Below are 25,767 nucleotides of genomic sequence, written 5' to 3'. Positions count from 1 at the left end.
ATAATGTGTTTTGTGGTCTCTTTTTTGTGTTCTACTCTAGTGCCAAATGATGATTGCGCGTACATTTGTTGTTGCGGGCTGTTGATTAAGGGAATAACTTATACTAATTACCTTTTGATAAAGGGAGGACATAGGAATGAAATTCTCAAATCATAATCGAAGTGACATTATAAATAAATTAAAAAATGAAAAGTTTGATGTGTTAGTAATTGGCGGAGGAATTACAGGTGCAGGTATCGCTTTGGATGCGTCAACTAGAGGGATGAGCGTTGCTCTTGTAGAAATGCAGGATTTTGCGGCGGGAACCTCAAGCCGTTCAACCAAGTTGGTACATGGTGGACTTCGATATTTAAAACAATTTGAAGTGAAAATGGTTGCCGAGGTAGGAAAGGAACGAGCAATTGTTTATGAAAATGGTCCCCATGTCACAACACCTGAGTGGATGCTGCTGCCAATGCATAAAGGGGGCACATTTGGGAAATTCAGCACCTCTATTGGCCTTAGAGTATATGATTTTCTTGCAGGGGTTAAAAAGGCAGAACGCAGAACGATGCTTAATGTTCAGGAAACAATCAATAAAGAGCCTTTAGTCAAGAAAGATGGATTAAAAGGCGGAGGCTATTATGTGGAATACCGAACAGATGATGCACGTTTAACAATCGAAGTAATGAAAGCTGCAGCGAACAAAGGCGCAACCCCATTAAATTATACGAAGGTTGACCAGTTGCTCTATGAAAATGGAAAAGTAGTCGGTGTTCTTGTTGCTGACCAGCTTACTGGAGAAACATATGAAATTAAAGCAGCGAAGATAGTCAATGCAGCTGGTCCATGGGTGGATACGATCCGTGAAAAAGACGATTCAAAAAAAGGGAAAACTTTGCAGCTGACAAAAGGAGTTCACTTAGTGATAGACCAATCCCGTTTCCCACTAAAACAAGCGGTTTATTTTGATACACCAGATAAACGAATGGTCTTCGCCATTCCAAGAGAAGGTAAAGCATACGTAGGGACAACAGATACTTTTTATGGGGACGATCCAGTAAACCCGCATATGACTGCCGAGGATCGTACGTATATTATTCAAGCGATTAATTATATGTTCCCAAAAGTCAACATTACGGAGGCAGATGTTGAATCAAGCTGGGCAGGTGTTCGTCCGCTTATTTGGGAGGAAGGAAAGGACCCTTCTGAAATATCCCGTAAGGATGAAATTTGGGAGTCTGATTCAGGCTTAATCACGATTGCTGGAGGGAAACTAACAGGCTATCGAAAAATGGCAGAAACGATTGTTGATGTTCTTGTTAAGAAATTTAGTGAAGAACAAAATAAAATTTTCCCAATCTGTCAAACAAAGCATTTGCCAATTTCAGGTGGGGAAGTTGGCGGCTCAAATAAATTTAAGGAATTTGTTGCTGGACAAATCGAAGCTGGCGTTGCTGCCGGGTTAACGAAAGAGGATGCGGCACATCTTGCGGAAATGTATGGTTCAAATGTTCCTGTCTTATTTAAAATAGTAGAAGAACATGGCAAAAATGAAGCTGAAAAATATCAGCTGCCTGTCAAATTATGGGTTAAATTAAGATATGCCCTCGAAAATGAAATGGCAGCAACACCGATTGACTTCTTTAACCGAAGAACGGGTGCCATCTTGTTTGACATTGAAACGGTAAGAACCTACCAAGAACAAGTTATTAATTATATGGCGGACTACTTTGAATGGAATCAGGAAGTAAGAGCTACATTTGAAGCAGGGCTACAACAAGCACTAAAGGACGCTATAGTTCCATCTGATTTGCAGTAATTTTATTTGAATGAATTAAACATATGAGAAGAGTAAATTAGACCCAATCGTTTTTGGTTGGGTCTGCTTCTTTTTGAAGAAATGATGCCCGAAAACGTGAAAAGAGCGAGATGGCGGTAATCAAAAGGTGCAAATGATGCCTACAAACATAGAATAAGTGTGGTGACGGTAACCATGAGGACGATAGAGTGAACAGAAACTGCACTTTACATCTAAGCTGCTCTAATTCTACTTATCCCATACTTCCTCTAACGTTTCTCTGAATATCTCATTCAAGTCTTGCGTTGGATCTGTAATTGGTGTGTTCAAACTTCTCGCATATTCCTCCAATTGGGTTATTTCTTGGTCTAAAAACGAATGGATTAAATCAAACCTTAGCTGCAAAACTAATTCAGCACCAGCGATTTTTTTCTTTAATAAACGATCAATTTCTTTTCTTAGCTCGCCGGAAGGCAATAGAACATCAAGCATAATTGGAAACGCAATGGGCGGAAGTGAATTTTTCTCTTCGATCCATTTAGCAGCTAGAATAGGACGCAGTACATTGATGTATTTTTTTATTTGCATATGTTCTCCTTGAATAAACTCTCGATAATTTCTTTTTGCCATATTGAGATAATGAAATAAACACGAGGCTGGTGAAAATACCTTTTCAGCTAAGGCTGCTAATTTTTTCTTCGTTGAGAAGGCTTCGTAATAGGCAATGCTTGAATACAGCCATTCCAATAGTGGAGGGTTCGATTTTCTAAATAATCTTAGGGCTTTCGTTAACTCCCATCCACTCACATCTAATCGTTTGTCAATTGGAATGGAAATGGAATTATTTTTTGGTATCTCAATAACATCCCGTTCATGGTCAATGGAAAGATACCAATCCCTTGGATGAATATAAATAAACCGGACATCATAGTCACTATCTTTAGAAGGAAATCCCCATGCGCGACTGCCAGCTTCACACGCGTAAAGAATTTTTACTTTATAATCAATTTCGATTTGGTGTAAAACTTCTTGAATATGCTTTTTCAACATTCTTCCTCCATTTCTTGAGGTACCCACATTTTTATTTTATCCAAAAAAATAAAACCTGCCCCGATGTATGGAGGGACAGGTCATTTAACTTAGCTTATTGTTTAAAGTTACTTCCTTTATTCTTTGCACAGATTTTTTTCATTAAGTTGTTTGTTTTTTGAATTTCATCAGAGGTAGCCTGACTATTGTACTGAACAGATTGGATTTTTCCATCCTTAATTGTTATATCAAACCACATCCCTGGCTTACTCTTCTCTGGCAATTCTTTTACTGCAATAACAAATTGTTTGTTTAATTCTTCGACAAGGATAACTGCTAGCTCCTGATCTTCAAATCGATCAAAATACCCTCTCATTGTAAACCTCCCACACATGCTAAGCCTTCTGACTGAATGTCTTTTATTCTTACAGGTCCAATCCCTTTTATTCTTGATAAGTCGTCAACTGAGTCGTAGGGCCTGAGTTCGATGAGGTCCATGGCTCGTTCAGGTCCAATATGAATAATTTTCTCTACTTGTTCAAGTGATCCATGGTTTATATCAATGCAGCTATTTTTCGGCTTATCTTTACTTATTTCTGTCAGTAGTTCATCCGTGCCTTTTGCCGTCTCAGGATCTTTTTGTGCCGTTGGTTTAATTTTTCCGTTATGCTCTGTATTTATAGAATATGAATTGCCGTCAGTAGTCACGATAATTGTCCCATGGATATTCGTACCGTATAAATCCATGCCGGATTTCTGAATTAAGCTAACAACCTCTAGGTGTGGATGTCCGTAGGAGTTGTCATTGCCTGCACTATAAATTGCCACTTTCGGTTTCACAGCTTGTAAAAATTCCTCGCTAGTTGATGTTGAAGACCCGTGATGCCCAAGCTGTAAAATGTCAGCTTCTACATTTAATCCGCTTTCAATCATCTCCAACTCATTTTCTGCTGCGGCATCTCCTGTGAAAACAAAGCGGACATCCCCATAGGTTATCTTTAAGGATATAGATTCCTCATTCGTTTTTCCAGTTAGCACTTTTGGGTAAAGAACATCTATTTTTAACGGACCAATTTCATAATGGTCTCCCATTCTAGGTTCCTCATACCCAGCTCCGGATTCATGAATTGCTTCTAAAACCCTTTGGAAAGTCTGGGAACTGCTTGGATTTCCGGAAAGCCATACCTCCCCCACGTTAAATTGCGTGATCACCTTATCTAATTGACCAATATGATCAGCATCAGGATGTGTTCCTATCGCGATATCAATATTTGTAATATGTTGAGAGTGTAAGTATTGAATAACATTATCCGTATTAAAATCACCAGCATCAATGAGTATTGTGTGGTTTTTGCCACTTTCAGTAAACTGAAGCAATGTTGAATCGGCTTGTTCAACATTTATGTAATGAACCTTCAATATATCATCTAACTTGTTTTGTTCAGCTTCATTTGTGAGCGTATTTGTTCCTTGCATATTGTTTTCATTAATGGATATGGTTTCTGTTGTACATCCTACTAATATAATAAATGCCAGGAAAATGATAAGGAAATTGCGAAAATGAATACACATAATTCTCCCCCTTACTTCTTATATTAACACAAGGAAAAGGGGAGAAAGCGTGTGTAAAAAAACAGTAATAATTGTAAAAGGTTGACAAAAATAAGCATCTTTGTTAAAGTTATTGATGATGTATTTGAGATGTAAAAGCTAAGTCGTGAACTTAACAAAATGTCAATGTGTTAGCCGTTCATTTTGTAGATCGTACGACTTTTTGTTTTTTATCGATAAGTATAATTAGGCTCTTTTAGATTTAAGTTGGCTATAGGTTAGGAATTAAGAATAATTTTGTGGACAACAGAACTTGTTGAATTTCTTCTTAAATAATCCTCTGAAAAAAATAGAGGTCCTCGCTTTTTACACTTCAGTTTTACACATAACTTGAAAATCTCGAAAGAGTGAACAATTCCCTTGTATTTTTGTTATACCTGATTCCCGCTGGCACGGCCTAGGAGCCGTAAGGATGGAAGAGAGGAAGGGCTTTCATTGTTTTAGGTTTAGAAAATGGCGAAATGTCTACGGAACATTATTTTGACGTTTACGCTGGACAAGAAAATGAAATCTCGAATATATCGAATAGATTGACTTGATGTCATGAAATAAAAAAGATTTGACAAATAAGGGGTATGCCCTTATGATTAGGTTAACGCTAAAGTTCGTTATATATTTTATGGATAAGTGGTCGTAGCTGCAATGAAATGTAGGCGATTTTTATTCCCCTATTTCATTGTACTGCGACTTTTTTATGTTTAAGTTTATATAATAAAGACTTATAGTGAACACATTTTTGGAGGTAATCTCATGAACACAGGTAAAGTAAAATGGTTTAATGCAGAAAAAGGTTTCGGATTCATCGAATCTTCAGAAGGCCAAGATGTATTCGTACATTTCTCAGCTATCCAATCTGAAGGCTTCAAAACTTTAGAAGAAGGTCAAGCTGTAACTTTCGAAATCGTTGAAGGTAACCGTGGACCACAAGCTGCTAACGTAGAAAAAGCATAATCATTTTTAAAATGAGGTGATGCATGTCAGTCATGCATCACTTTTTTACGTTTAAAAAATAAGGCATTTACACATTTGTTCGAGTTCTCCACTTTGTATTCTTCATTTATTCCTCAAAAGAGAATCCAATCACTGTTTGCTTTTTCGGAATTGTAGTTTCACTTTTTCCTCGGGAGCGATTAGGAAAATAGGCTCTAATGAATGTTGTTTAAATGGAAAAATAAATAAAGCGTATGTAAAAAAAGATGCAAACTGGAAAACCTATTAACGTAACTATTGATTTTTTGAAATAAGGAAAACCTTAAAATAGGGTAGATATAAGGAGGAACTACTACTTTGACAACTTTTTCAGATTTTGGTCTTAGTAATGAATTAGAAAAAGCATTATCGAATATGGGATTTGAAGAGCCAACACCGATTCAGGCACAAGCGATTCCTATCGGTCTGCAAGGGAAAGATATGATTGGACAGGCACAAACAGGAACAGGGAAGACAACCGCATTTGGTGTTCCGTTATTAGAGCAAGTTAGTAAAGAGGAAGGCGTTCAAGGGCTGGTACTTGCACCAACACGTGAACTGGCCGTTCAAGTTGCGGAAGAATTAAATCGAATTGGCCAAGTAAAAGGAATTAAGACATTGCCGATTTATGGTGGGCAGGATATTAACCGTCAAATTCGTGGCTTAAAAAATAGACCGCAAATTATCGCGGCAACACCTGGAAGATTAATTGACCATATTGAAAGAAAAACCATTCGACTTGCGAATTTAAAAATGGTTGTTCTAGATGAAGCGGATGAAATGCTCAATATGGGTTTCATCGAGGATATTGAAAGAATTCTAGGTGAAATTAAAGGGGAGCGCCAAACAATGCTCTTCTCCGCAACCATGCCAAAAAGAATTCAATCACTTGCAGAAAAATTTATGCAAGAACCTGAATTAGTAAAAATCAAGGCAAAAGAAATGACTGTAACAAATATTGAGCAACATTATATGGAAGTGCATGAGAAACAAAAATTTGATGTGCTTTGCAGTCTCTTGGATATACAATCCCCTGAGCTTGCAATTGTATTTGGACGTACAAAAAGACGTGTTGATGAAGTTGTCGAAGGCCTAATCAAACGTGGATACTCAGCGGAAGGAATTCATGGGGATATTCCGCAATCAAAACGTGACCAAGTCATCCGCCGCTTTAAAGAGCAAACGATTGATATTATGGTCGCGACGGATGTAGCAGCTAGGGGTCTTGATATTAGCGGCGTTTCTCATGTATATAACTTTGATATTCCTCAAGATCCAGAAAGTTATGTTCACCGTATTGGAAGGACTGGACGTGCGGGGAAAAAAGGGCTTGCCGTTACATTTGTATCACCAAGAGAAATTGACCATTTGAAAATTATCGAAAATGTAACAAAAAGCAAGATGGCGAAAATGCCTGTTCCATCATTTAAAGATGTGCTAATTGGTAATCAGCAGGCAACAATTAATCGCTTAATGACAGTTATAGAAAATAATGATCATGCAGATTATAAGAGAATTGCTGAATCATTGCTTGACGATACGGACTCTGTTTCCTTACTAGCAGCTGCTTTAAAATTGTTAACGAAAGATCCTGATGTAACTCCGGTTAAATTAACTGCTGTTGAACCGATTCGCGTAAGGAAGCCTAGAGGTGATCGTGGCGGTGACAGAAAACGTTATAATGACCGAGGCAGAGATCGAGGAAGAAACGCGGGCAACGGTGGAAGGGACCGAAGAGACAGAAGCAGAAATAGAACAAGAAGCAAATAAAAGTTATGCTTCTATGAACTTTTTCATCTATTTAAATGGATAAGATCCGAATAAATAGCCATACTAGTAGATGCAGGATAAGGATTATGTTCTGTTAGCGTTAATATTTAGGAGGATTTGAAAAATGGCAACAGGTAAAGTAAAATGGTTTAATTCGGAAAAAGGCTTTGGATTTATTGAAGTTGAAGGTGGAGATGATGTATTTGTACACTTTTCTGCGATTCAAGGAGAAGGCTTCAAAACACTAGATGAAGGCCAAGAAGTTCATTTTGACATAGAGGATGGCCAGCGTGGCCCTCAAGCTGTTAATGTAACGAAAGTTTAAACCATAACATTAAAAAGAGCCCACTTTGGGCTCTTTTTATTTGGATTCACCAATGGAAGATGGGTAATAATATGAATGCTTCAATATTTGTGTTAGATTAAAATAGAAAAGGGGGGCAACACCATGAAAGAATTTACCGTTCAATTTCATAAGGAAGATCAAGTGGATGCAATGAAGGTGCAAAAGTTGAGTGAAGAGGACTTTGATCGATTGACTGAAGGTGGAACAAGACATCTATTTGAGTTAGATACGAATATTGGATTTTTTATTTATTTTGATGCAGTTGATGCAAATGGGAACGAATCCTATATGGTTCTTCAATATGAAGATGAACTTGAAGATCCAAGTGCATGCTATGCATTTGAATTGAAAGATTTCTACCAATTTGCTGCCTTGCATTTAAATGATCTTGAGTTTAACGAGGAATATGAGGATGAAGAGGAAGATGCTGAGGAAGCGTATAGTCCGATTCATCATCTTGCACACCTAATGTACCATATTGCTGAAGAGGGAAAGAATACCGAAGTTTAAAAAGATTTGTGCAAGATTAAAAAAAGAGCAGGAAATTCCTGCTCTTTTTATTCTTCTGTATCTATTAGGTGATCATTGCAAAATTTTGTGATGATTTGTTCTTCTTCCTCATCAAGGGCAAATTCTAAGATTTTTTCATCAGCAAGGAAATGATAATTCAATATTCGACTATCATCTTCATTTTTATAAAAAAGCACTCGAAGCTGTACTCCATTTACTGAATATAATTCATCCTCTTCATCTACTTCAATATCTAAAAAGAATTCAAAGCGCTCTCCGATTAAAATGCCTGTTGGATCATTCAATTGTTCAACAGTATAGCCTGTGATCTTCATAGGTTTCACCCTTCCTTATAAAGCATAAACGAAAACTTAACTAGAACATTATACACCTTTCCCTTATGGATAGGATAGTAATACCTTTAATAAGAAAAAGCTTTTAATTATTTAAAATTTTATTGCAGTAATCAGGAATATTTGTCCTATTTGTTCAATATAATAAAGTATCTGCTATAAGATTTTGACGATGTAGGGAATTTATGTTATACTAATTAATGAGCTGAACATTGAAAATAAGTTGCCCATAATTCACTTGTTATTTAGAGTTGATATTTTTATGTCCCTTTATTTAACAAGTGTTTTTATTTTTTATTAAAAAGTCAAGGTTTTGTCCAGCTACAGCGCCTAGCCTGACGTACAGGATTTCGCGATTTTGTCGACATCGAGTGTCACAAGCCAATCATCCAAAAAAAGGTAAAAACAGTACCTTATCGATATGATTGACTAGTTTTGTCAGGGATGAATACAGCGCTTGCGCATTTCTAATTAGGAGGTGCCTAATATGGCAATGGGTTTTGGAAGAAAAAACACAGAAGAAGTGAAATTGGAAGAAGTCAAGGTGTGGGAATGTACTTCAGAGAAGTGCAATTGCTGGATAAGAGATAATTTTAAGAGCAGCCAAACACCAACATGTCCTATTTGCAAAAGTGAGATGAAGGAAACAACGAAAGAGTTACAAGTTGTTAATAATAATAGCATTTATGCGAACAGTTAATATACAAGGTAGTTAGAAAATGAAATTGGTCTGTCACCCATCTAGTAATTGGGTGACATGACCTTTTACACCTCTTTTAATTCAGTAATATCAACCTCTGAACGTTCCTCTAGCGGTCCCCGTAAATGTACGGTGGCTGTTTTTCCATCTTCATTTAACTGGTCAATCCAGACAGATGCACCATTATATTTTACTTCAATTTCAGCAGAAGAAGATAAGATTTGTTTGACCCGTTTTATATCCACATATATCACTCCTCATTAATAATCCATTATATTTTTTATTTAGATCTTATTTTTTATACGTTAAAAAGATATCTGCACGATTTAACAATAAGGTACATAAACTTATGCCCTTCGTTCAATAATAATTTGGATTGAATGGGAGGGAAAACGATGGAGATACCAGTGCGGCCAAGCGGACAAGAGGATAACAAAAAAGATAAAAAATTAGCATGGTGGCAGCTTTCCCTTATAGGGGTGGGCTGTATTATTGGAACGGGTTATTTTTTAGGATCAGGCATCGGAGTTAAGATGACTGGTCCTTCCATTCTAATCTCCTTTATTCTTGCTGGTATTGGTACTTATATTGTTGCTGATGCGTTAGGGAAAATGTCTGCGCAAGATCCTCAAGAGGGGTCATTTCGCTCCTATGCAAAAAAAGCATACGGTCCCTGGGCTGGTTTCAGTAGTGGGTGGGTCTATTGGTTTTCGGAAATGCTAATCACTGGAAGTCAGTTAACAGCTCTTTCCATTCTTTCACGATTTTGGTTTTCAAATGTTCCCTTATGGATATTTGCCTCAGGCTATGCCGTTCTTGGTATAATCGTAGTCGTTATTGGTACGAAAGGTTTTGAGCGTGCTCAAAATGTGTTTGCTGTAATTAAGGTTGCTGCCATCTTTATGTTTATTATCCTGGCTATAGCCGTTTTATTCGGCTTGTTTGGCGGAAGCAGCAAAGACTTTTCGATTCCAAACGATATGAATGAATTTTTGCCAAAAGGTATAAAGGGATTATGGTCTTCACTCATTTATGGGTTTTATGCATTTGGTGGAATAGAGATAATGGGCATAATGGCACCAAGGTTAAAAAATAAAAAGGATGCACGGAAATCTGGAACGATTATGTTAATAATCTTAGTGACTATCTACTTAATTTCGTTGGCATTAGCAACAGGCCTAGTAGCGGTGGATCAATTTAATGCGAAAGAAAGTCCATTTGTCATTGCGTTAGATAAATATCATTTAGCCTTTTTTCCACATGTTTTTAATGGCGGGATAATAATTGCTGGGTTTTCAACAATGGCAGCATCTTTATTTGCTGTAACGAGCATGGTTGTCACATTGTCAGAGGATGGGGATGCCCCAAAAATCTTTTCAAAAAAAGGAAAGCTCAAGGTCCCCCCTCTTGCTCTGGGTTTAACAATTGTCGGGCTTATTACATCGATTGTTCTATCTCTTGTTATGCCGGATAGTATTTATGAGTATATTACGACTGCCGCTGGATTAATGCTCTTATATAATTGGTTCTTTATTCTTGTTTCATTTCCACGGCTAATTAATTCAGCTGGATTCGATCACTTTAAAAGATTCGCCGGCATGGCACTTATCTTAACAGCAGTAAGTGGGACATTATTACACAAGTCAAGCAGACCAGGATTTTTTGTTAGTATATTATTTGTCGGTCTTGTATTAATTGTCCTTATTATTATGCATTTCATTAAGAGAAAGAAAGCAAGCTAAAGAAGCACTCCACTTTCAAAAAAGTGGAGTGCTTCTTTAGCTGAAAAACAATAGGATTAAAGCTTGGTATCCAAAGTAAAGCCCAAATCCAATTAGGGACAGTCCAGACAAAATGGAAATAGCAGTTAGAACCTTCATTGATAAAAATCTTCTGAAACTGCTTGCGACACCTGCCATTATGATATCCCATAGCAATAATCCGAAAATGATAGCGAGACTGTAGATGGCAATCTGAGTTTGATCGTATTTAGCGGCTGTTTCTGCAAGAACAGAACCGTAGATTCCTAGCCAGAACAGAATGGTCAGCGGGTTTGAAATGGACATGAAAAATCCTGAGAAAAAAGATTTCATTGCTGCTTCTTCGATATTCCTTGAATTAGATGAGATTTTTCCAGCACTGATTAAGCTTTCAATTCCTGTATAAACGAGAATAAAGAATCCAAAAGACCATAAGAAGGATTTCATAAAAGGAATTTCTAGAAAGTGAACAATGCCAAGAAAAACAGCTAGCATATAAATAATATCTGCTATCATAGCGCCAAGACCCACTAGCCAGGCATGAAGAAATCCGCTTTTAATCCCCTTATCCAATTGTGCTGCATTTACTGGTCCAATTGGTGCAGCGAGTGAGAGGCCAAGAAATACATATCCAATAAAAACACTCATAAGTACATCTCCTTACATTGCTGTCTCATTTTTACCCATTTTATTCATAATGGGATGCTTGTACGACAACTATTTCTTTCTTGGAAATTAACTAAGAAACAGCTTATTTCGAAATGTGCGATTTCCATTGATGTAAAATAAATAAGTTCTTTAAAATAAGAGAGTTTTAGAATACTGCTATTGGAATGAATGAAGGAGAAATCTAACGAATGTACGATCGATTTTATAGGGTTGATTCATCAAGAACCCGTAAGGTTGAAGGAACTCGTCTCGGCTTATCAATCGTTTATTCAATCGTTGAAATGCGCCACGGTGAAATAAATGTTGAGAATAAAAAAGACAAGGTCACTACGTGTGCGATCAGTTTACGAAAAGGTTAGAATAAACAAAGAGAATTGTAATATTCCATTCATCATCCGTTCATATTCATAATATAAATTAACACTATGAAAATAGGGGAAATTTATATTAAGGGAGAATGGTTCGATGAAACATAATTACAGTACGCTATTATTAAGATTATCAGCATTTTTTGCACTAATTGGCGCGTTTTTAGGATCACATATGGCAGGGGCAGGGAGCTATGCTTTTAGACCCATTCATGCTCATTTATTAGTTGTTGGCTGGTTAACAATATTTGCATGGGCTGTTTATTATAAAATATTTCAACCAAAAATAGGACTGCTAGCAAAGCTTCATGTATATACTGCTATTATAGGTTCAATAGGATTAACTGGAGGAATGACTTTATTTATTTTTAAACCTGAGTTCCTTTCTCCAGCAATAAATACAATCCTATATATCGCAGGAGGATCCGTATTATTACTTAGCTTTTTATTCTTTTTCTTATTAACCTTTACTAAAGAAAAATAGTGCAGAGAGAAGTACTTGGATGACCAAGTGCTTTATTTTTTTTACAATGGTTTCATACAAATTTGATATGATGATGGTAAGACATTTGTGATTCATTTGGGGGTGGAGTTATAAGAACCTTACATAGGTTAATCATATTTTTGGCATTACTTACTGTAGCCATTTATTTCTTTTTTAAATCAAGCTTATATCCCGTGTTAAAATCAGGGGATATCGATACCATTACATCCTTACTCGGTGAAAATATATATTATACTCTCGGTATCACCTTTATTATTATGATTATCCAAAATTCATTTACTATTATTCCACTTATCTTAGTCATTTCTTTAAATATTGCATTATATGGATTTTATTATGGCTTTTTATGGAGCTGGGTAACGAGCATAATCTCAAGCATAATCGTGTTTCTTGGAATTAGGGTTGGGTTTCAAGATTGGTTATTGAGGAAAATAAAGCCGGAAATAATAAATATTGGGGAAAAACATGGTTTTTTATATGTGCTCCAAGCAAGGGTGATTCCCTTTATTCCAACGAGTTTTATTAATATAACGGCTGGATTAAGTGCGATTCGATTAAATAAATTTATTATAGCTACTTCGCTCGGTAATTTTATTTATTTTTTCATTTTGTCTCTTATACCAGCGGGATTATTTTCAGGGGAAATAAACGAATACGTATTAGGAGTTCTTGCATTTTTTTTAATATTACTCTTTTATTTAATTAAAAAATACTATCACAAACATAATAGGAATGCTGTAAGAGAAAAGCAAAAATAGGCTCAAGCGTTTCATATATTCCAAAGGTCATAGTGTTGGTTTTTTATCCTGTAAAACTAAGGATAATTGCTGGCTGGTGCAAAAATTTGAAAACTACTTGCATAAAGTTTTCCGACTATTTATAATAATCTTAACAGACGGAGTTTTACAAAAATGTTACAAAGCTTAATTCTATCCGACTATTTATTCGCATTTGTGCCTATAGCTAGTAATTTACATGACTTAATTGCTAGAGAAAATTCAAGTACATAAGGTACAAAGTCGTATATTAGGTGTGTAACAAAACGAAAACACCGTTTGAGATAAAATATTGGGGGGAAAATTGTGAATAAGAGATTATCTTTCTTTTTTAGTATGCTGCTCGTTCTCAGTATGTTCCTAGCTGCTTGTAACGGTGGCGGGAAAAGCAATGAACCAGCTTCGAACGACGGTGAAAAGTCAGGCGGCAAAGAAACTGCTGAAGCAAATCCAGATGTACCGCAAAATTTACGTGTAAATATTAATACAGAACCACCTTCACTACACCCTGGATTAGCAAAAGATGCTACTTCTGGTACAGTGCTTCGTCAAACATTCGAGGGCTTAACTAGAATTAATAAAGATGGTAAGCCGGAAGAAGCTGCAGCAGAAAAAATTGAAGTTTCTGATGATCAAACGGTTTATACCTTCACTTTACGTGATGCTACATGGTCAAATGGAGACCCTGTCATTGCAAAAGACTTTGAATATGCATGGAAGTGGGCATTAGATCCGAATAACCAATCTGAGTATGCATACCAGCTTTATTATCTTAAAGGCGGGGAAGATGCTAACTTAAATGGCGGTTCGCTTGATGATGTAGGCGTTGTAGCAAAAGATGACAAAACACTTGAAGTTACATTAGCTAACCCGACTCCATACTTTTTAGAGTTAACAGCATTCTATACTTATCTGCCAATTAACAGCAAAATTGCCGAAGCAAACCCTGATTGGGCAAATGATGCTGGTGAAAACTATACGTCTAATGGACCTTTCGTTATGACTGAATGGTCTCACAGCGATAAGATTCTTCTTGAAAAGAATGAAACATATTGGGATGCCGACACGGTAAAATTAGAAACGATTGAAATGATTATGATTAATGATCCAAATACTGAATTATCAATGTTTGATAACGGAGAGCTTGATTGGGCAGGTGCTCCAACAGGTGCTCTTCCAACGGATGCGATGCAAGCTCTAAAAGATGATGGGCGTTTAATTACCCAACCAATTGCTGGTGTGTACAACTATAAGTTCAACACAACTGAAGGACCAACTGCCAACGTAAATATTCGAAAAGCTCTTGCACATGCCATTAATCGTCAGGAATTAATTGAGAACATTACTCAAGGTGAACAATTACCTGCAATGGGTATTGTGCCACCATCCATGTTCCCTGAAAACGAAAAAGGACATTTCCCTGATAATGATGTGGAAGGTGCGAAAGAATTTTTACAAAAAGGTTTAGAAGAGCTTGGATATAAAGATCCTTCTGAGCTTCCAGCGATCGTGCTTTCATACAACACAAGTGAAACACATCAAAAAATTGCTCAGGCAATCCAAGATATGTGGAAGAACAATCTTGGCATTGAAGTAACACTAGATAACCAAGAGTGGGCTGTATACTTAGATAAAGTACATGCATTAGATTACCAAGTTGCTCGTATGGGCTGGTTAGGCGACTTTAACGATGCAATCAATTTCCTTGAAATGTACCGTGATGCTGAAGGCGGTAACAACGATACAGGCTGGGAAAGCAAAGAGTTCCAAGATTTATTAGCTAAATCCGCTACTGAAGGCGACCATGATAAACGTCAACAGCTATTAAAAGATGCTGAAAAGGTGTTTATGGAAGATATGCCAGTTGCACCTATCTACTTCTACACAAATAACTGGGTACAGGCTGAAAACTTAAAAGATGTTGCTGTTTCCGGTCTTGGTGATGTTCAGTATAAATGGGCATATTTCGAATAAACATAGGAAAATAATAAAATAAAAAAGGCTGTCGAGTTGTCTCGACAGCCTTTTTATTATGAAGTAATGGATCCACCCTGATAGAACTTCCCTTTCGTTTGTTTTCGAATAAAAGGGATAACATATCGATCGAGGCCAATTTTTCCAGCATTGAAACCTGCAACTAAGATAAATATCGTTAATAAAACCATTTGAGCATTCGTACTGACTGTTCCAGAGAAAAGGAAAGCAAAGTTCATAACGATCCCAAAGAAGGCAGCAGCAGTAGTTAAGCAGCCGAGTATAAGTCCGAGTCCAACTAATAACTCTCCCCATGCAACTAGGAAACTGAATAAACTAGCATTAGGTATGGCAATTCCCTCTAAAAAGGCAGCCCACCAAGCTTGAACTGCAGGGTGATCACCAGTAGCATTTGCAACCGCCCCTTGTAAGAATCCAGAAGCATCGAAGCCGTCTGCTACTTTATGGTAGCCAGCAGTTATCCATGAATAGCCGACATATAATCGAATAATTGTTAAAATTCCGGCTGCAATTTGACTTTCTCTAATCCATTTTATAAACATAATTAATGGCTCCTTCCAATAAATATTTAATGATTACATCTAAAAAATATCATAAATACCATTTAAAAACGAAGAGTTGTGATAAAATTCACAAGTTGGTAAAATTATTGTGAACAAATTAGCAACAATTTAGTTTAATGATGAGAATCAAAAATCAATAGCAATTTATATAAAAATATGACAATTTAGTGAGCATAATCATATAAAATATGTTGGAAATAGATTACAATAATTACAAAAAGGAAATCGGGAGTGAAAAGTTTGGTACGGATGACTATTGCTGGGGTTGGGGGATTTATCCTCGTTTTTGTTGAAGCTTATATCGTGTTGTTATTAAAAAACTACCAAACAATTGATTTTGGCGGGATTGGGCCTTTTATCTCTATTTGGGCGATGAACTTTTTTCTTCTATTTACAATCTTCACTCATTTGAAGTTATGGTACGAGGAACGTGAGCAAGAAAAGATGTTGTTGCGGAAAATAACGAAATAATTTTGTTTTAAGCATCATTAGTTTTAGGGCACTAACTATTGTTAGTGTCTTTTTTTAGTTGCAAAAAATAAGGAGTTTTTCTAATGAATAAATATAGGGAGATATCAATGTGTTAATAACTAAAATCAAAGTTGTTTTGGAGAGCACATAAATGCAGATGACTTATATGAAAGGCACTAAGGAATAAATATTCTCTCTTGAAATCATTAATCAATCTAAAATATAGATTAATTTCATATAAAATACATATTGATTAGATTAATACAGGGATATACAATATAAAAATAAGAAAATTTTAAATATTTAATAAGGTTAAACAGAGAAATAATCATTGGTTCTATATCATTTACAAGAAAGGGTGAAATGATGGGAAAGAAACTAACTCCAATGAAACAAGGGCTATATGATCCAGCTTTTGAACATGATGCATGCGGAATTGGCTTTATTGCCAATGTAAAAGGTTCCATGTCGAATCAGATAATTAAGCAAGGGTTATCCATGCTTAATCGATTAGAGCATCGAGGGGGCCAAGGAATTGACTCACTCACTGGGGATGGGGCCGGAATCATGATCCAGATTCCCCATGATTTTTTCTTAGCTAAGTGTGTGAAGATGAACATACCGGAAATGGGGAGTTATGGAGTTGGAATGATATTCTTGCCGCAAAATCCAAAATGGCGTCGACTATGTGAAAATGTAGTAAAAAATATCATCAAGGAAGAGGGACAACAAGTACTAGGGTGGAGAACAGTTCCTACTGATGATTCAACACTTGGGACCCCCGCTAAAAAAAGTCAGCCGTATATTCGCCAAGTGTTTATTGGGAAAGCAGAAAAAGAAATGGATGAAGATTCATTTGAACGAAAACTTTATGTTATCCGAAAGAGATCGGAAAAAGCCATTCGCGAAAAACATTTGAATGGAAATGAAATGTTCTATTTTTCCAGTCTCTCCTCCAGGACAATCGTTTACAAAGGAATGCTAAAACCTGAACAGCTAGATGCTTATTTTGTTGATCTCCAGGAAGAAATTTTTGAATCATCATTTTCGCTTGTCCATTCAAGATTTAGCACGAATACATTTCCAAGTTGGGAAAGAGCGCATCCAAACCGATATTTAATTCATAATGGCGAAATAAATACGCTAAAAGGAAACGTTCATTGGATGAAAGCTCGGGAAAAAATCATTGAATCTTCAGTTTTTGGAGTCGATATAAATGAAATAGTACCCATTATAGATTTAGATGGCAGTGACTCATCCTCTTTTGATAATTGTCTAGAGTTTTTGACGTTATCTGGCCGCTCTTTATCTCACGCAGCAATGATGATGGTTCCGGAGCCGTGGGAAAAAGACGAAGAAATGGATGATTCATTAAAAGCATTTTATGAATTTAATAGCCATTTGATGGAGCCGTGGGATGGACCTGCTGCTTTAGCATTCACGGATGGCAGGCAAATCGGTGCAATGCTTGATCGCAATGGTCTCCGGCCAGCACGTTACTATATAACAGCAGATAATACCATCATATATTCATCTGAGGCAGGCGTCATTGATATTAATCCTGATCAAATTATTCAAAAAGGCAGATTGCGTCCTGGAGAAATGCTGCTAGTAGATTTACAAAAGGGTCAGATCCTCTCGAATAAGGAAATAAAACAGAACATAGCAAAAGATTTCCCCTATCGAAAATGGTTAAATGAAAAGCAAATCCATTTGAATGAACTGCCTGCCGAAAAGTCGTTCCATCACGATAAATTTATAAATCTATTACGATTCCAACGTGCATTCGGATACACGTATGAAGAGCTGACAAAGCATATTATGCCAATGGCAATGGAAGGAAAAGAGCCTGTTGGTTCCATGGGAAATGATACCCCTTTAGCCATTCTCTCTAAACGTTCACAGCTATTATATAACTATTTTAGACAGTTGTTTGCCCAAGTAACAAATCCCCCGATTGATGCCATACGTGAGGCATTTGTTACATCAACAGCTACATTGATTGGTGCTGAAGGAAATTTACTAAAACCAACGGCAGAAAGCTGCCGACGCATTCGAATGGAGACGCCAATTTGTACGGATGAACAGCTTAACCTGCTTCGCCATAATCCTTTTGCTTCATTTAAAACAGCAACATTCCCTATATTATTTGATATCAAAAATGAAGGACAGGATCTAGAAGGTGTATTAAATCATTTATTTTTTTCGGTGGATCAAGCGATAAAAAAAGGGGCAGCCATCATAATTTTGTCCGATCGAAATATGAACGAAAATGCTGCAGGTATTCCAGCATTGCTTGCGGTTAGTGGGCTCCATCATCATTTAGTTCGACAAGGAACTAGGACAAAGGTAAGTATCATCGCAGAAACAGGTGAGGCTCGTGATGTTCATCAAATTTGTATGCTGATCGGGTATGGGGCAGATGCCATCAATCCATATCTAGTATTTTTAACGATTAAAGACTTGATAGATAGCAAGCAAATTCAAACAAAAGATTATGCACAAGCAATGGAGAACTACATTCAAGCAGTCACTCACGGAATGGTAAAAGTCATTTCTAAGATGGGGATATCTACTATTCAAAGCTATCGAGGAGCACAGATTTTTGAGTCTGTTGGAATTGATCCTCTCGTTATTGATAAGTATTTTACTGGGACATCTGCAAGGTTAGGCGGATTGAAACTAGAAGATATTGCGAAAGAAACACTGCTTCGTCATGCGGAAGCATTCCTTTCCAATGATAAAGAAGAATCATTAGAGAGTGGCAGTGACTTTCAATGGCGTCAAGGCGGGGAAGCCCATGCATTTCGTCCTGAAACCATCCATCTTCTGCAGCATGCATGTCGCACGAATGATTATCAATTATATAAAAAATATGCGAAACAGGTCAATGAAGAACAACTGATTTTTTTGCGTGGAATGTTTGAATTTAAAAAGTCCTCACCAGTTCATATAGACGAAGTTGAAAGTATTGAATCGATTTGCAGACGATTTAAAACAGGGGCGATGTCATATGGTTCACTAAGCCAGGAAGCGCATGAAACAATCGCAATTGCGATGAATCGGATTGGAGGAAAAAGCAATAGCGGGGAAGGGGGAGAACATCCAAAGCGAAGTAGCCCAGATGAAAATGGTGATAGAAGAGGGAGTGCGATAAAACAAGTCGCTTCAGGAAGGTTTGGTGTATCAAGCCATTATTTAGTTCATGCGGAGGAAATCCAAATTAAGATGGCACAAGGTGCAAAGCCTGGAGAAGGTGGGCATTTACCGGGAAGCAAAGTTTATCCATGGATCGCAGAAGTGAGAGGCTCAACTCCGGGAGTTGGCCTCATTTCCCCACCGCCGCACCATGATATTTACTCCATTGAAGACCTCGCACAGCTGATTCATGATTTGAAAAATGTCAATCCAAAAGCAAGAATTAGTGTGAAGCTAGTCGCAAAAGCAGGAGTCGGCACGATTGCTGCAGGTGTTGCAAAAGGTTTGGCGGATGTCATTTTAATCAGCGGATCAGAAGGAGGAACTGGAGCAGCACCGAAAACAAGCATTAAACATACAGGCATGCCTTGGGAGATAGGACTTGCAGAAACGCATCAGACTTTGATTCTAAATGGATTAAGAGACCGAATTGCAATAGAAGCGGATGGGAAAATGATGACTGGCCGAGATGTGGTCATTGCAACCCTTTTAGGAGCAGAGGAATTCGGTTTCGGCACAGCTCCCCTCGTTGTCCTAGGCTGTGTTCTTGTACGTGCATGCCATTTAAATACTTGTCCAGTTGGGATTGCAACCCAAGATCCAGAATTACGCAAGAAATTCTATGGGGAAGTGGAATATTTAGTTAATTTTATGCGATTTATTGCCCAGGATGTTCGTGAAATAATGGCAAAACTCGGATTTAGAACGATCAACGAGATGGTTGGCCAGACAAACAGACTAAAGCAAATAGATCAATCCAAAACACATTGGAAAACAAAATACTTGGATCTTTCAGCAATTTTATATAAGCCAAATGCTTTATATAACGGAGGAGTTTATTATCAACGGCCACAAAATCACAAGCTTGAACGTTCAATCGATCAAAGGATGCTATTGGAAGTTTGTCAGCCAGCATTGACAAAAAACAGGAAAGTAAAGGCATGTTTTCCAATTCAAAATATTCACCGGACGGTAGGCACTATTGTAGGAAGTGAGATAACGAAGCACTATGGGCAAGCTGGTCTTCCTGAAGATACAATTGACTTGCATTTTTTGGGAGCGGCTGGTCAAAGTTTTGGGTCATTTTTACCGAGAGGAGTTACTTTGACTCTTGAAGGGGAAGCAAACGATTATGTAGGCAAAGGGCTATCGGGCGGAAAAATCATTGTAAAGCCATCAGCTAAATCAGGATTTGTTCCCGAAGAGAATACGCTTATTGGAAACGTTGCCTTCTATGGAGGGACATCAGGTGAAGCTTATATTCTCGGGTTAGCAGGGGAACGCTTTTGTGTTAGAAATAGTGGTGTTCATGCTGTTGTAGAAGGAATTGGCGATCATGGCTGTGAGTATATGACAGGGGGGCGTGTTGCAGTCCTTGGAGCAGTTGGAAAAAATTTTGCAGCTGGAATGTCTGGAGGAATCGCCTATGTCTTTGCTGAGGATTATGAAAGCTTTTATAAAAACTGCAATCGGGATCTAGTATTTTTGGAGCCACTTGATAAGGGGAAAGAAGTAAATGACTTAAAGCAGCTCATTCAAAAATATCTTAATTATACAAACAGTTCACGAGCAAAGTATATTCTTCAACGCTGGAACGAGCTGTTGCCGATATGGGTGAAGGTCATCCCAAAGGAATATAAACGCGCTGTTCAGAAAGTTGAACAGAACCAAAAAAAGATAGTTACCGTAATGAAATAATGAAAGGGGTGGCTCAATGGGAAAGCACACTGGTTTTATTGAATATGACAGGGAGGTTCCGCTGGAAAGAAAACCAAGTGATCGCTTAAATGACTGGGGTGAATATCAGGAGCCCCTTTCGAAAGATCGTTTAGAAAAGCAAGGGGCACGATGTATGGATTGTGCAACCCCGTTTTGTCATACAGGAATCCAATTAGGAAAATCAATGATAGGCTGCCCAACAAATAATTTAATTCCGGAATGGAATGATCTCATTTACCGTGGCAGATGGAAAGAAGCACTTGAAAGGTTAGTCAAAACAAATAATTTTCCCGAGTTTACTGGTCGTGTATGCCCAGCACCGTGTGAAGGTTCCTGCACTGTAGCTATTAATGATTCTGCTGTTTCTATAAAAAGCATTGAACGTGCCATTATTGATAAAGGGTTCGCCGAAGGGTGGATTACTCCAAACCCTCCGGCGAATCGTACAGGTAAAAGGGTAGCAATTGTTGGCTCAGGTCCAGCGGGGCTTGCCTGTGCTGATCAATTGAACCAAATGGGACATTCAGTGACTGTATATGAACGTTCTGATCGGATCGGGGGATTGCTCATGTATGGCATCCCAAATATGAAGCTTGAAAAAGACATTGTTCAACGTAGAGTACAATTATTAGAAGCTGAGGGCATTCATTTCCATACAAATATGGAAATTGGAAAGGACATTCAAGCAAATCAATTACTTGTAAATTTTGATGCAGTTATTCTTTGTACGGGTGCACAAAAACCAAGAGAATTATTAATAGAAGGAAGAGAGCTAAAGGGAATTCATTTTGCGATGGATTTTTTAACCGCAAATACGAAAAGTTTGCTGGACTCTAATTTGACTGACCGTTCTTATATTTCAGCAGAAGGAAAGGATGTCATCGTCATTGGCGGGGGAGATACAGGAGCAGATTGTGTCGCAACTGCATTACGGCATAAGTGTAAAAGTATTGTTCAGTTTGGTAAGCACCCACAGTTGCCAAAGAAGCGTTCATTATCTAATCCGTGGCCTGAATATCCATATACCTTCTCAATGGATTATGCATATGAAGAAGCAAGTGTACAAATAGGTCAGGACCCAAGGGAATATTCAATTTTAACGAAGCGATTTGTTAGCGATGGCAATGGACATGTGAAAGAGCTGCACACAGTGCAAATAGAGAAAATTTCAGATCTGAATGGAAATACTTTTATTCAAGAAATTCCTGGCAGTGAAAAAATTTGGCCCGCTGATCTTGTACTAATCTCCATTGGATTTAGTGGTCCTGAAGAAGAGCTGCTTCGTACATTTGCACTCAATCAAGAAAAACAGTTTGGAACGGAGGAAACAAGTGGAAAATATGCGACAAATATAGATGGATTATATATTGCAGGAGATGTAAGAAGAGGTCAAAGTTTAGTTGTCTGGGCGATCAAGGAAGGAAGGGAAGCGGCGATTGAATGTGATAAATATATGATGCGAAAGTTTAAATAGAAAAGAATAAAAAAGAGGCGTGAGGAAGGCTGAAATATTTATTAAACATCCTATGACTAAATGCAAGCTCTAGAAGAATGAAATTTATCCAGTTACTAGACTGACTATTCCTTGATATCCGAAATATAAGCCAAAACCAATTAAGGAATAACCAGAAATGAAGGAAATCATTTTTAGACTTCTATTATTTAAGAATCTTCTAAAGCCTGTAGTCAAACCAGCCACAAGAATATCCCAAAGCGTTAAACCAATAAATATCATACTGCTATAAATTAATAGGGACGCAGTTCCGCTTGTTTGTGCAGTTTTGGCTAAAACGGAGCCATAAATTCCTAGCCAAAAGAGTATAGACATCGGGCTTGTAATGGACATTATAAATCCAGTGAAGAAACATTTAATGATTGATTCCTTCCCTCTGCTATCCGCTAAAATTAAAGAGCTTGCTTTGATGATACTTTCAATGCCAGTGTAGATGAGGATAAACCCGCCAAATAGCCACAGAAAAATTTGGATGATAGGAATCTCAAGAAAGTGAACCATTCCTAAATAAACGATCATCATGAAGAGTCCATCCGCTATCATTGAGCCAGCACCTACCATCCATGCATGCCAAAATCCATTCTTTATCCCTTTATCCAGACGGGCAGAATTAACTGGGCCGATCGGGGCTGCTAAAGTAAAACCTAATAAAATGTAGCTTAATAAAATACTGGTATTCAAACATCCACCACTCCACATTAAAATTAAGTTATGTAACTTGTACATTTTATGTAGAAAATCGAATGTTATGACTACTAGTCCGAATCCAGCGAAAAAAGCTTTTCGAAGATTGATAAAAAAATAAGTCAGTCCTGGCTCTTAATAGTAAGCTGGGGACTGACTTTATTTTTTATTGGAGATTGGTGGCGGTATGTCCCTCATTACAGGGAACGCTTATCTCACATTCATTTCGCTCGGTTTTGGCCCTTTGCGTTCGTTGCGATTTAGCTTATTGATTTCTTCCATTTCATTAGATGAAAGTTCAAAATCGAATACATTGAAGTTTTCTTGAATTCTAGCTGGTGTTACAGATTTTGGAATGACGATGGTGTTATTTTGCAAATGCCAGCGCAAGACGACTTGTGCTGGTGATTTCTCATGGTCCTTCGCTATTTTTTGAATGATTTCTTCGTTTAGCACTTCGCCTCCTTGCTGCAAAGGACTCCATGCTTCGACAAAAATCTCATGCTTTGCACAAAAGTCTTTCAACTCTTTTTGATCAAGGTATGGATGACATTCAATTTGGTTTAGGACAGGCTTGACATCACATTCTTTCAAAATACGCTCTAAATGCTCGATGTCAAAGTTACAAACCCCAATCGCTTTCACACGTCCATCATGGTAAAGTTTTTCTAAAGCCTTATATGTATCGACATACTGATCGAACTCTGGTGTCGGCCAATGAATCAAATAAAGATCAACATAGTTAAGACCAAGTCTTTCTAAGCTTTCTTCGAATGCACGTAATGTATTTTCATAGCCTTGATCGCTATTCCAAACTTTTGTAGTTATAAAAAGCTCTTCGCGTGGAACAGAAGAAGCTTGGATCGCTCTCCCGACGCCAATTTCATTCTGATAAATCATTGCAGTATCAATAGACGTATAGCCAACTTCAATTGCTTTTTTAACGGCAACTTCTGCTTGGTCGTTTTCTACTTGCCAAACACCGAACCCGAGCTGCGGCATTTTTAAACCATTATTTAAAGTTACAAAATTCATCAACATTCTCCTTTACTTATCATTTCTCTTCAATTGTAGTTTTAGGATAGCAATTTGAAATAGAAATATCAAATAATTAAAACGATAAGATGATTAAATATTTTACGTTTAGGATTAAGAAAAAAGTGCAAATTAATATTGTCTCGGTGAAAAAATGACTAGGAGGGCAATGGATATGAAGAAAAATCTTCTGCTAACCGTGCTAATTGCAGTATTTTCATTCGGATTATTGTCAGCTTGCGGTGTTAATAACGACAGAATGAACGATACGGAGGATGTTAACTATCGGCCGGTCCGCTATGATCCTCAGAACTATAATAATGGATATGACACGGGAGACTCTAATATGAATCCGGCAAGAAATGATGGTAATAATAGGGAAAACCGTGGGCTGTTAGAGGATGTGCAGCAAAATGACCGATTATATGATGAAAATAGAGATGATCAAATTCCTGGAACAGGCGGAACAATGAGAGGGCAATAAACGGTATGAAGAAGAGGCAGCGCAATTTTTGTGCTGCTTTATTATGATTTTAAGGTAGAGAATACGTCCAACACAAGAAGACTGACAATTATATGCCAGTCTTTTTCACTATGTCCTATTCAATGCTGCAATAAGTAGCGGGGCAATTTTCACAGCCAATTTCTTCTTTGAGGAATTTGAGATTATGAACGGTAATTTTACTTTTCTTAATAGAAATAATTCCTTCTCGCTTTAAATCATTAAGCATTCGGTTCGTGCTTTCTCTTGAAGTTCCGCAAAAATTACCAAGCTCTTGATTTGTTAATGGAAGATCGATTAGAATGCCATCATTTTTTTTTATTCCATAGCTATTTGTCATACGAATAAGAGTGGAGAATAATGCTCCCTTTTTCCCGTTTAATACAAGGTCACGAAATTTGGTTTGTGTTTTACGGAAATGGTCACTCATCCATTTCATAAATTCGAAGGCGAGTGCACTGTTTTGAAAAATTTCCCTTTCAATAACCTCTTTTTTGATCGCTGCTACTTCTCCTTCTTCAAGTATGAGTGCGCTAAGTAAGTATTTTGGTGCATGGGTAAATAAGGTTAACTCCCCGCAAATATCATTGTCACCACAAATCCGTAAGGCAAGTTCTCGTCCGTCCTTTGATATTTTGCTGATTTGCACTTTACCAGAAATAATTAAGTAAAGTTCTTCTGCATGTTCCCCTTCTTGAAATAAATATTGCCCTTTGACCGTTTTTATCGTGCGGTCTGCTAGCTGGAGCAATTCTTTTATTTCAATTGAATGTGTTGGTTTCATTGTTTGAACCATATGCTCATCACCCTTTATTTTAACATCCATGTTGTTAACTACATTCTAACACTATGGGTTAGGTAACGGTCTGTTTTAAGCTGTGAATTATTTATGAACTTCATAAGAGATGTGAAGTTCTTCACATCTTATAGCAACTAATTTT

At 37.4% G+C, this 25,767-nt stretch carries 25 protein-coding genes; 15 read left to right on the top strand and 10 right to left on the bottom strand.

The features are described from left to right. The first annotated feature begins 136 nt into the window (after positions 1-136). Positions 137-1,801, top strand: coding sequence for a glycerol-3-phosphate dehydrogenase/oxidase (locus tag RUH74_RS08230; protein ID WP_313799800.1), 1,665 nt, complete (start codon positions 137-139; stop codon positions 1,799-1,801). A gap of 228 nt (positions 1,802-2,029) precedes the next feature. Here the strand turns inward: RUH74_RS08230 and RUH74_RS08225 are convergent, their stop codons facing one another. From RUH74_RS08225 to RUH74_RS08215, 3 genes are all read right to left on the bottom strand, one after another. Further along, on the bottom strand, positions 2,030-2,827 hold the full coding sequence (locus tag RUH74_RS08225; RefSeq protein WP_313799819.1) for a nucleotidyltransferase domain-containing protein: 798 nt from the start codon (positions 2,825-2,827) through the stop codon (positions 2,030-2,032). Positions 2,828-2,924: 97 nt separating this feature from the next. After that, positions 2,925-3,185 carry a DUF3006 domain-containing protein gene (locus RUH74_RS08220; RefSeq protein ID WP_313799799.1) on the bottom strand — a complete coding sequence of 87 codons (261 nt, stop codon included), beginning with the start codon at positions 3,183-3,185 and terminating at the stop codon, positions 2,925-2,927. Next, complete coding sequence (locus tag RUH74_RS08215; RefSeq protein WP_313799798.1) at positions 3,182-4,381, bottom strand: MBL fold metallo-hydrolase; 1,200 nt, start codon at positions 4,379-4,381, stop codon at positions 3,182-3,184. Before RUH74_RS08215 ends, RUH74_RS08220 begins: the two co-directional genes overlap by 4 nt. A 789-nt stretch (positions 4,382-5,170) precedes the next feature. On the opposite strand from RUH74_RS08215, the gene RUH74_RS08210 reads away from it, so the two are divergent. The 4 genes from RUH74_RS08210 to RUH74_RS08195 all read left to right on the top strand — a co-directional run bounded on the left by RUH74_RS08210 (position 5,171) and on the right by RUH74_RS08195 (position 8,015). Next, positions 5,171-5,371 carry a cold-shock protein gene (locus RUH74_RS08210; RefSeq protein WP_053476600.1) on the top strand — a complete coding sequence of 67 codons (201 nt, stop codon included), beginning with the start codon at positions 5,171-5,173 and terminating at the stop codon, positions 5,369-5,371. 336 nt (positions 5,372-5,707) lie between these two features. Continuing rightward, the gene (gene cshA, locus RUH74_RS08205) at positions 5,708-7,159 is read left to right on the top strand and encodes a degradosome RNA helicase CshA (RefSeq protein WP_313799797.1); all 1,452 of its coding nucleotides are present in this window, start codon (positions 5,708-5,710) and stop codon (positions 7,157-7,159) included. Positions 7,160-7,283: 124 nt separating this feature from the next. Then, complete coding sequence (locus RUH74_RS08200; protein WP_313799796.1) at positions 7,284-7,484, top strand: cold-shock protein; 201 nt, start codon at positions 7,284-7,286, stop codon at positions 7,482-7,484. Positions 7,485-7,607: 123 nt separating this feature from the next. After that, the gene (locus RUH74_RS08195) at positions 7,608-8,015 is read left to right on the top strand and encodes a cytosolic protein (protein ID WP_313799795.1); all 408 of its coding nucleotides are present in this window, start codon (positions 7,608-7,610) and stop codon (positions 8,013-8,015) included. Positions 8,016-8,062: 47 nt separating this feature from the next. Here the strand turns inward: RUH74_RS08195 and RUH74_RS08190 are convergent, their stop codons facing one another. Then, positions 8,063-8,350, bottom strand: a complete 288-nt coding sequence (locus RUH74_RS08190; RefSeq protein WP_313799794.1) for a DUF6509 family protein — start codon at positions 8,348-8,350, stop codon at positions 8,063-8,065. Positions 8,351-8,855: 505 nt separating this feature from the next. Here RUH74_RS08190 and RUH74_RS08185 point away from each other — a divergent pair. Further along, positions 8,856-9,068 carry a cold-shock protein gene (locus RUH74_RS08185; protein ID WP_313799793.1) on the top strand — a complete coding sequence of 71 codons (213 nt, stop codon included), beginning with the start codon at positions 8,856-8,858 and terminating at the stop codon, positions 9,066-9,068. Positions 9,069-9,133: 65 nt separating this feature from the next. Here the strand turns inward: RUH74_RS08185 and RUH74_RS08180 are convergent, their stop codons facing one another. Beyond that, positions 9,134-9,313 carry an H-type small acid-soluble spore protein gene (locus RUH74_RS08180; RefSeq protein ID WP_313799792.1) on the bottom strand — a complete coding sequence of 60 codons (180 nt, stop codon included), beginning with the start codon at positions 9,311-9,313 and terminating at the stop codon, positions 9,134-9,136. A 150-nt stretch (positions 9,314-9,463) separates the two neighbouring features. Here RUH74_RS08180 and RUH74_RS08175 point away from each other — a divergent pair, with 150 nt between their 5' ends. Next, the gene (locus RUH74_RS08175) at positions 9,464-10,810 is read left to right on the top strand and encodes an amino acid permease (protein WP_313799791.1); all 1,347 of its coding nucleotides are present in this window, start codon (positions 9,464-9,466) and stop codon (positions 10,808-10,810) included. 36 nt (positions 10,811-10,846) lie between these two features. Here RUH74_RS08175 and RUH74_RS08170 read toward each other — a convergent pair whose 3' ends face one another. After that, entirely contained in the window at positions 10,847-11,476 is a 630-nt protein-coding gene (locus RUH74_RS08170) for a LysE family transporter (protein WP_313799790.1), read from the bottom strand. Positions 11,477-11,685: 209 nt separating this feature from the next. Between RUH74_RS08170 and RUH74_RS08165 the strand changes: the two genes are divergently transcribed. From RUH74_RS08165 to RUH74_RS08150, 4 genes are all read left to right on the top strand, one after another. After that, positions 11,686-11,856 (top strand): ATP-binding protein, encoded by a 171-nt coding sequence (locus RUH74_RS08165; RefSeq protein ID WP_313799789.1) that lies wholly within the window; start codon positions 11,686-11,688, stop codon positions 11,854-11,856. A 106-nt stretch (positions 11,857-11,962) separates the two neighbouring features. After that, positions 11,963-12,349, top strand: a complete 387-nt coding sequence (locus RUH74_RS08160; RefSeq protein ID WP_313799788.1) for a hypothetical protein — start codon at positions 11,963-11,965, stop codon at positions 12,347-12,349. A gap of 140 nt (positions 12,350-12,489) precedes the next feature. Then, positions 12,490-13,128, top strand: a complete 639-nt coding sequence (locus tag RUH74_RS08155) for a TVP38/TMEM64 family protein (protein ID WP_313799787.1) — start codon at positions 12,490-12,492, stop codon at positions 13,126-13,128. A 324-nt stretch (positions 13,129-13,452) separates the two neighbouring features. After that, a complete protein-coding gene (locus tag RUH74_RS08150; RefSeq protein ID WP_313799786.1) occupies positions 13,453-15,120 on the top strand; it encodes a peptide ABC transporter substrate-binding protein in 1,668 nt (555 codons plus the stop codon). A 56-nt stretch (positions 15,121-15,176) separates the two neighbouring features. On the opposite strand, the gene RUH74_RS08145 is transcribed toward RUH74_RS08150, so the two are convergent. Next, positions 15,177-15,683 carry a DoxX family membrane protein gene (locus tag RUH74_RS08145; RefSeq protein WP_313799785.1) on the bottom strand — a complete coding sequence of 169 codons (507 nt, stop codon included), beginning with the start codon at positions 15,681-15,683 and terminating at the stop codon, positions 15,177-15,179. 270 nt (positions 15,684-15,953) lie between these two features. Between RUH74_RS08145 and RUH74_RS08140 the strand changes: the two genes are divergently transcribed. The 3 genes from RUH74_RS08140 to RUH74_RS08130 all read left to right on the top strand — a co-directional run bounded on the left by RUH74_RS08140 (position 15,954) and on the right by RUH74_RS08130 (position 22,566). Further along, entirely contained in the window at positions 15,954-16,175 is a 222-nt protein-coding gene (locus RUH74_RS08140) for a hypothetical protein (protein WP_313799818.1), read from the top strand. Between the two features lie 366 nt (positions 16,176-16,541). Next, the gene (gene gltB, locus RUH74_RS08135) at positions 16,542-21,071 is read left to right on the top strand and encodes a glutamate synthase large subunit (RefSeq protein ID WP_313799784.1); all 4,530 of its coding nucleotides are present in this window, start codon (positions 16,542-16,544) and stop codon (positions 21,069-21,071) included. A gap of 16 nt (positions 21,072-21,087) precedes the next feature. Beyond that, positions 21,088-22,566, top strand: coding sequence for a glutamate synthase subunit beta (locus RUH74_RS08130; protein ID WP_313799783.1), 1,479 nt, complete (start codon positions 21,088-21,090; stop codon positions 22,564-22,566). A gap of 84 nt (positions 22,567-22,650) precedes the next feature. On the opposite strand, the gene RUH74_RS08125 is transcribed toward RUH74_RS08130, so the two are convergent. Both RUH74_RS08125 and RUH74_RS08120 read right to left on the bottom strand, forming a co-directional pair. Continuing rightward, positions 22,651-23,286: a LysE family transporter gene (locus RUH74_RS08125; RefSeq protein ID WP_313799782.1), complete on the bottom strand. Its 636-nt coding sequence runs from the start codon at positions 23,284-23,286 to the stop codon at positions 22,651-22,653. Positions 23,287-23,499: 213 nt separating this feature from the next. Beyond that, the gene (locus tag RUH74_RS08120) at positions 23,500-24,324 is read right to left on the bottom strand and encodes an aldo/keto reductase (RefSeq protein WP_313799781.1); all 825 of its coding nucleotides are present in this window, start codon (positions 24,322-24,324) and stop codon (positions 23,500-23,502) included. Between the two features lie 175 nt (positions 24,325-24,499). Here RUH74_RS08120 and RUH74_RS08115 point away from each other — a divergent pair, with 175 nt between their 5' ends. Beyond that, the gene (locus tag RUH74_RS08115) at positions 24,500-24,808 is read left to right on the top strand and encodes a hypothetical protein (protein WP_313799780.1); all 309 of its coding nucleotides are present in this window, start codon (positions 24,500-24,502) and stop codon (positions 24,806-24,808) included. Positions 24,809-24,923: 115 nt separating this feature from the next. On the opposite strand, the gene RUH74_RS08110 is transcribed toward RUH74_RS08115, so the two are convergent. Further along, entirely contained in the window at positions 24,924-25,622 is a 699-nt protein-coding gene (locus tag RUH74_RS08110) for a Crp/Fnr family transcriptional regulator (RefSeq protein WP_313799779.1), read from the bottom strand. Between the last annotated feature and the right edge of the window lie 145 nt (positions 25,623-25,767).

Origin of the sequence: Cytobacillus sp., from assembly GCF_032154635.1 — a bacterium.
Lineage (GTDB): Bacteria > Bacillota > Bacilli > Bacillales > Cytobacillaceae > Cytobacillus.
This window is presented reverse-complemented; position numbering and strand designations above follow the sequence as displayed.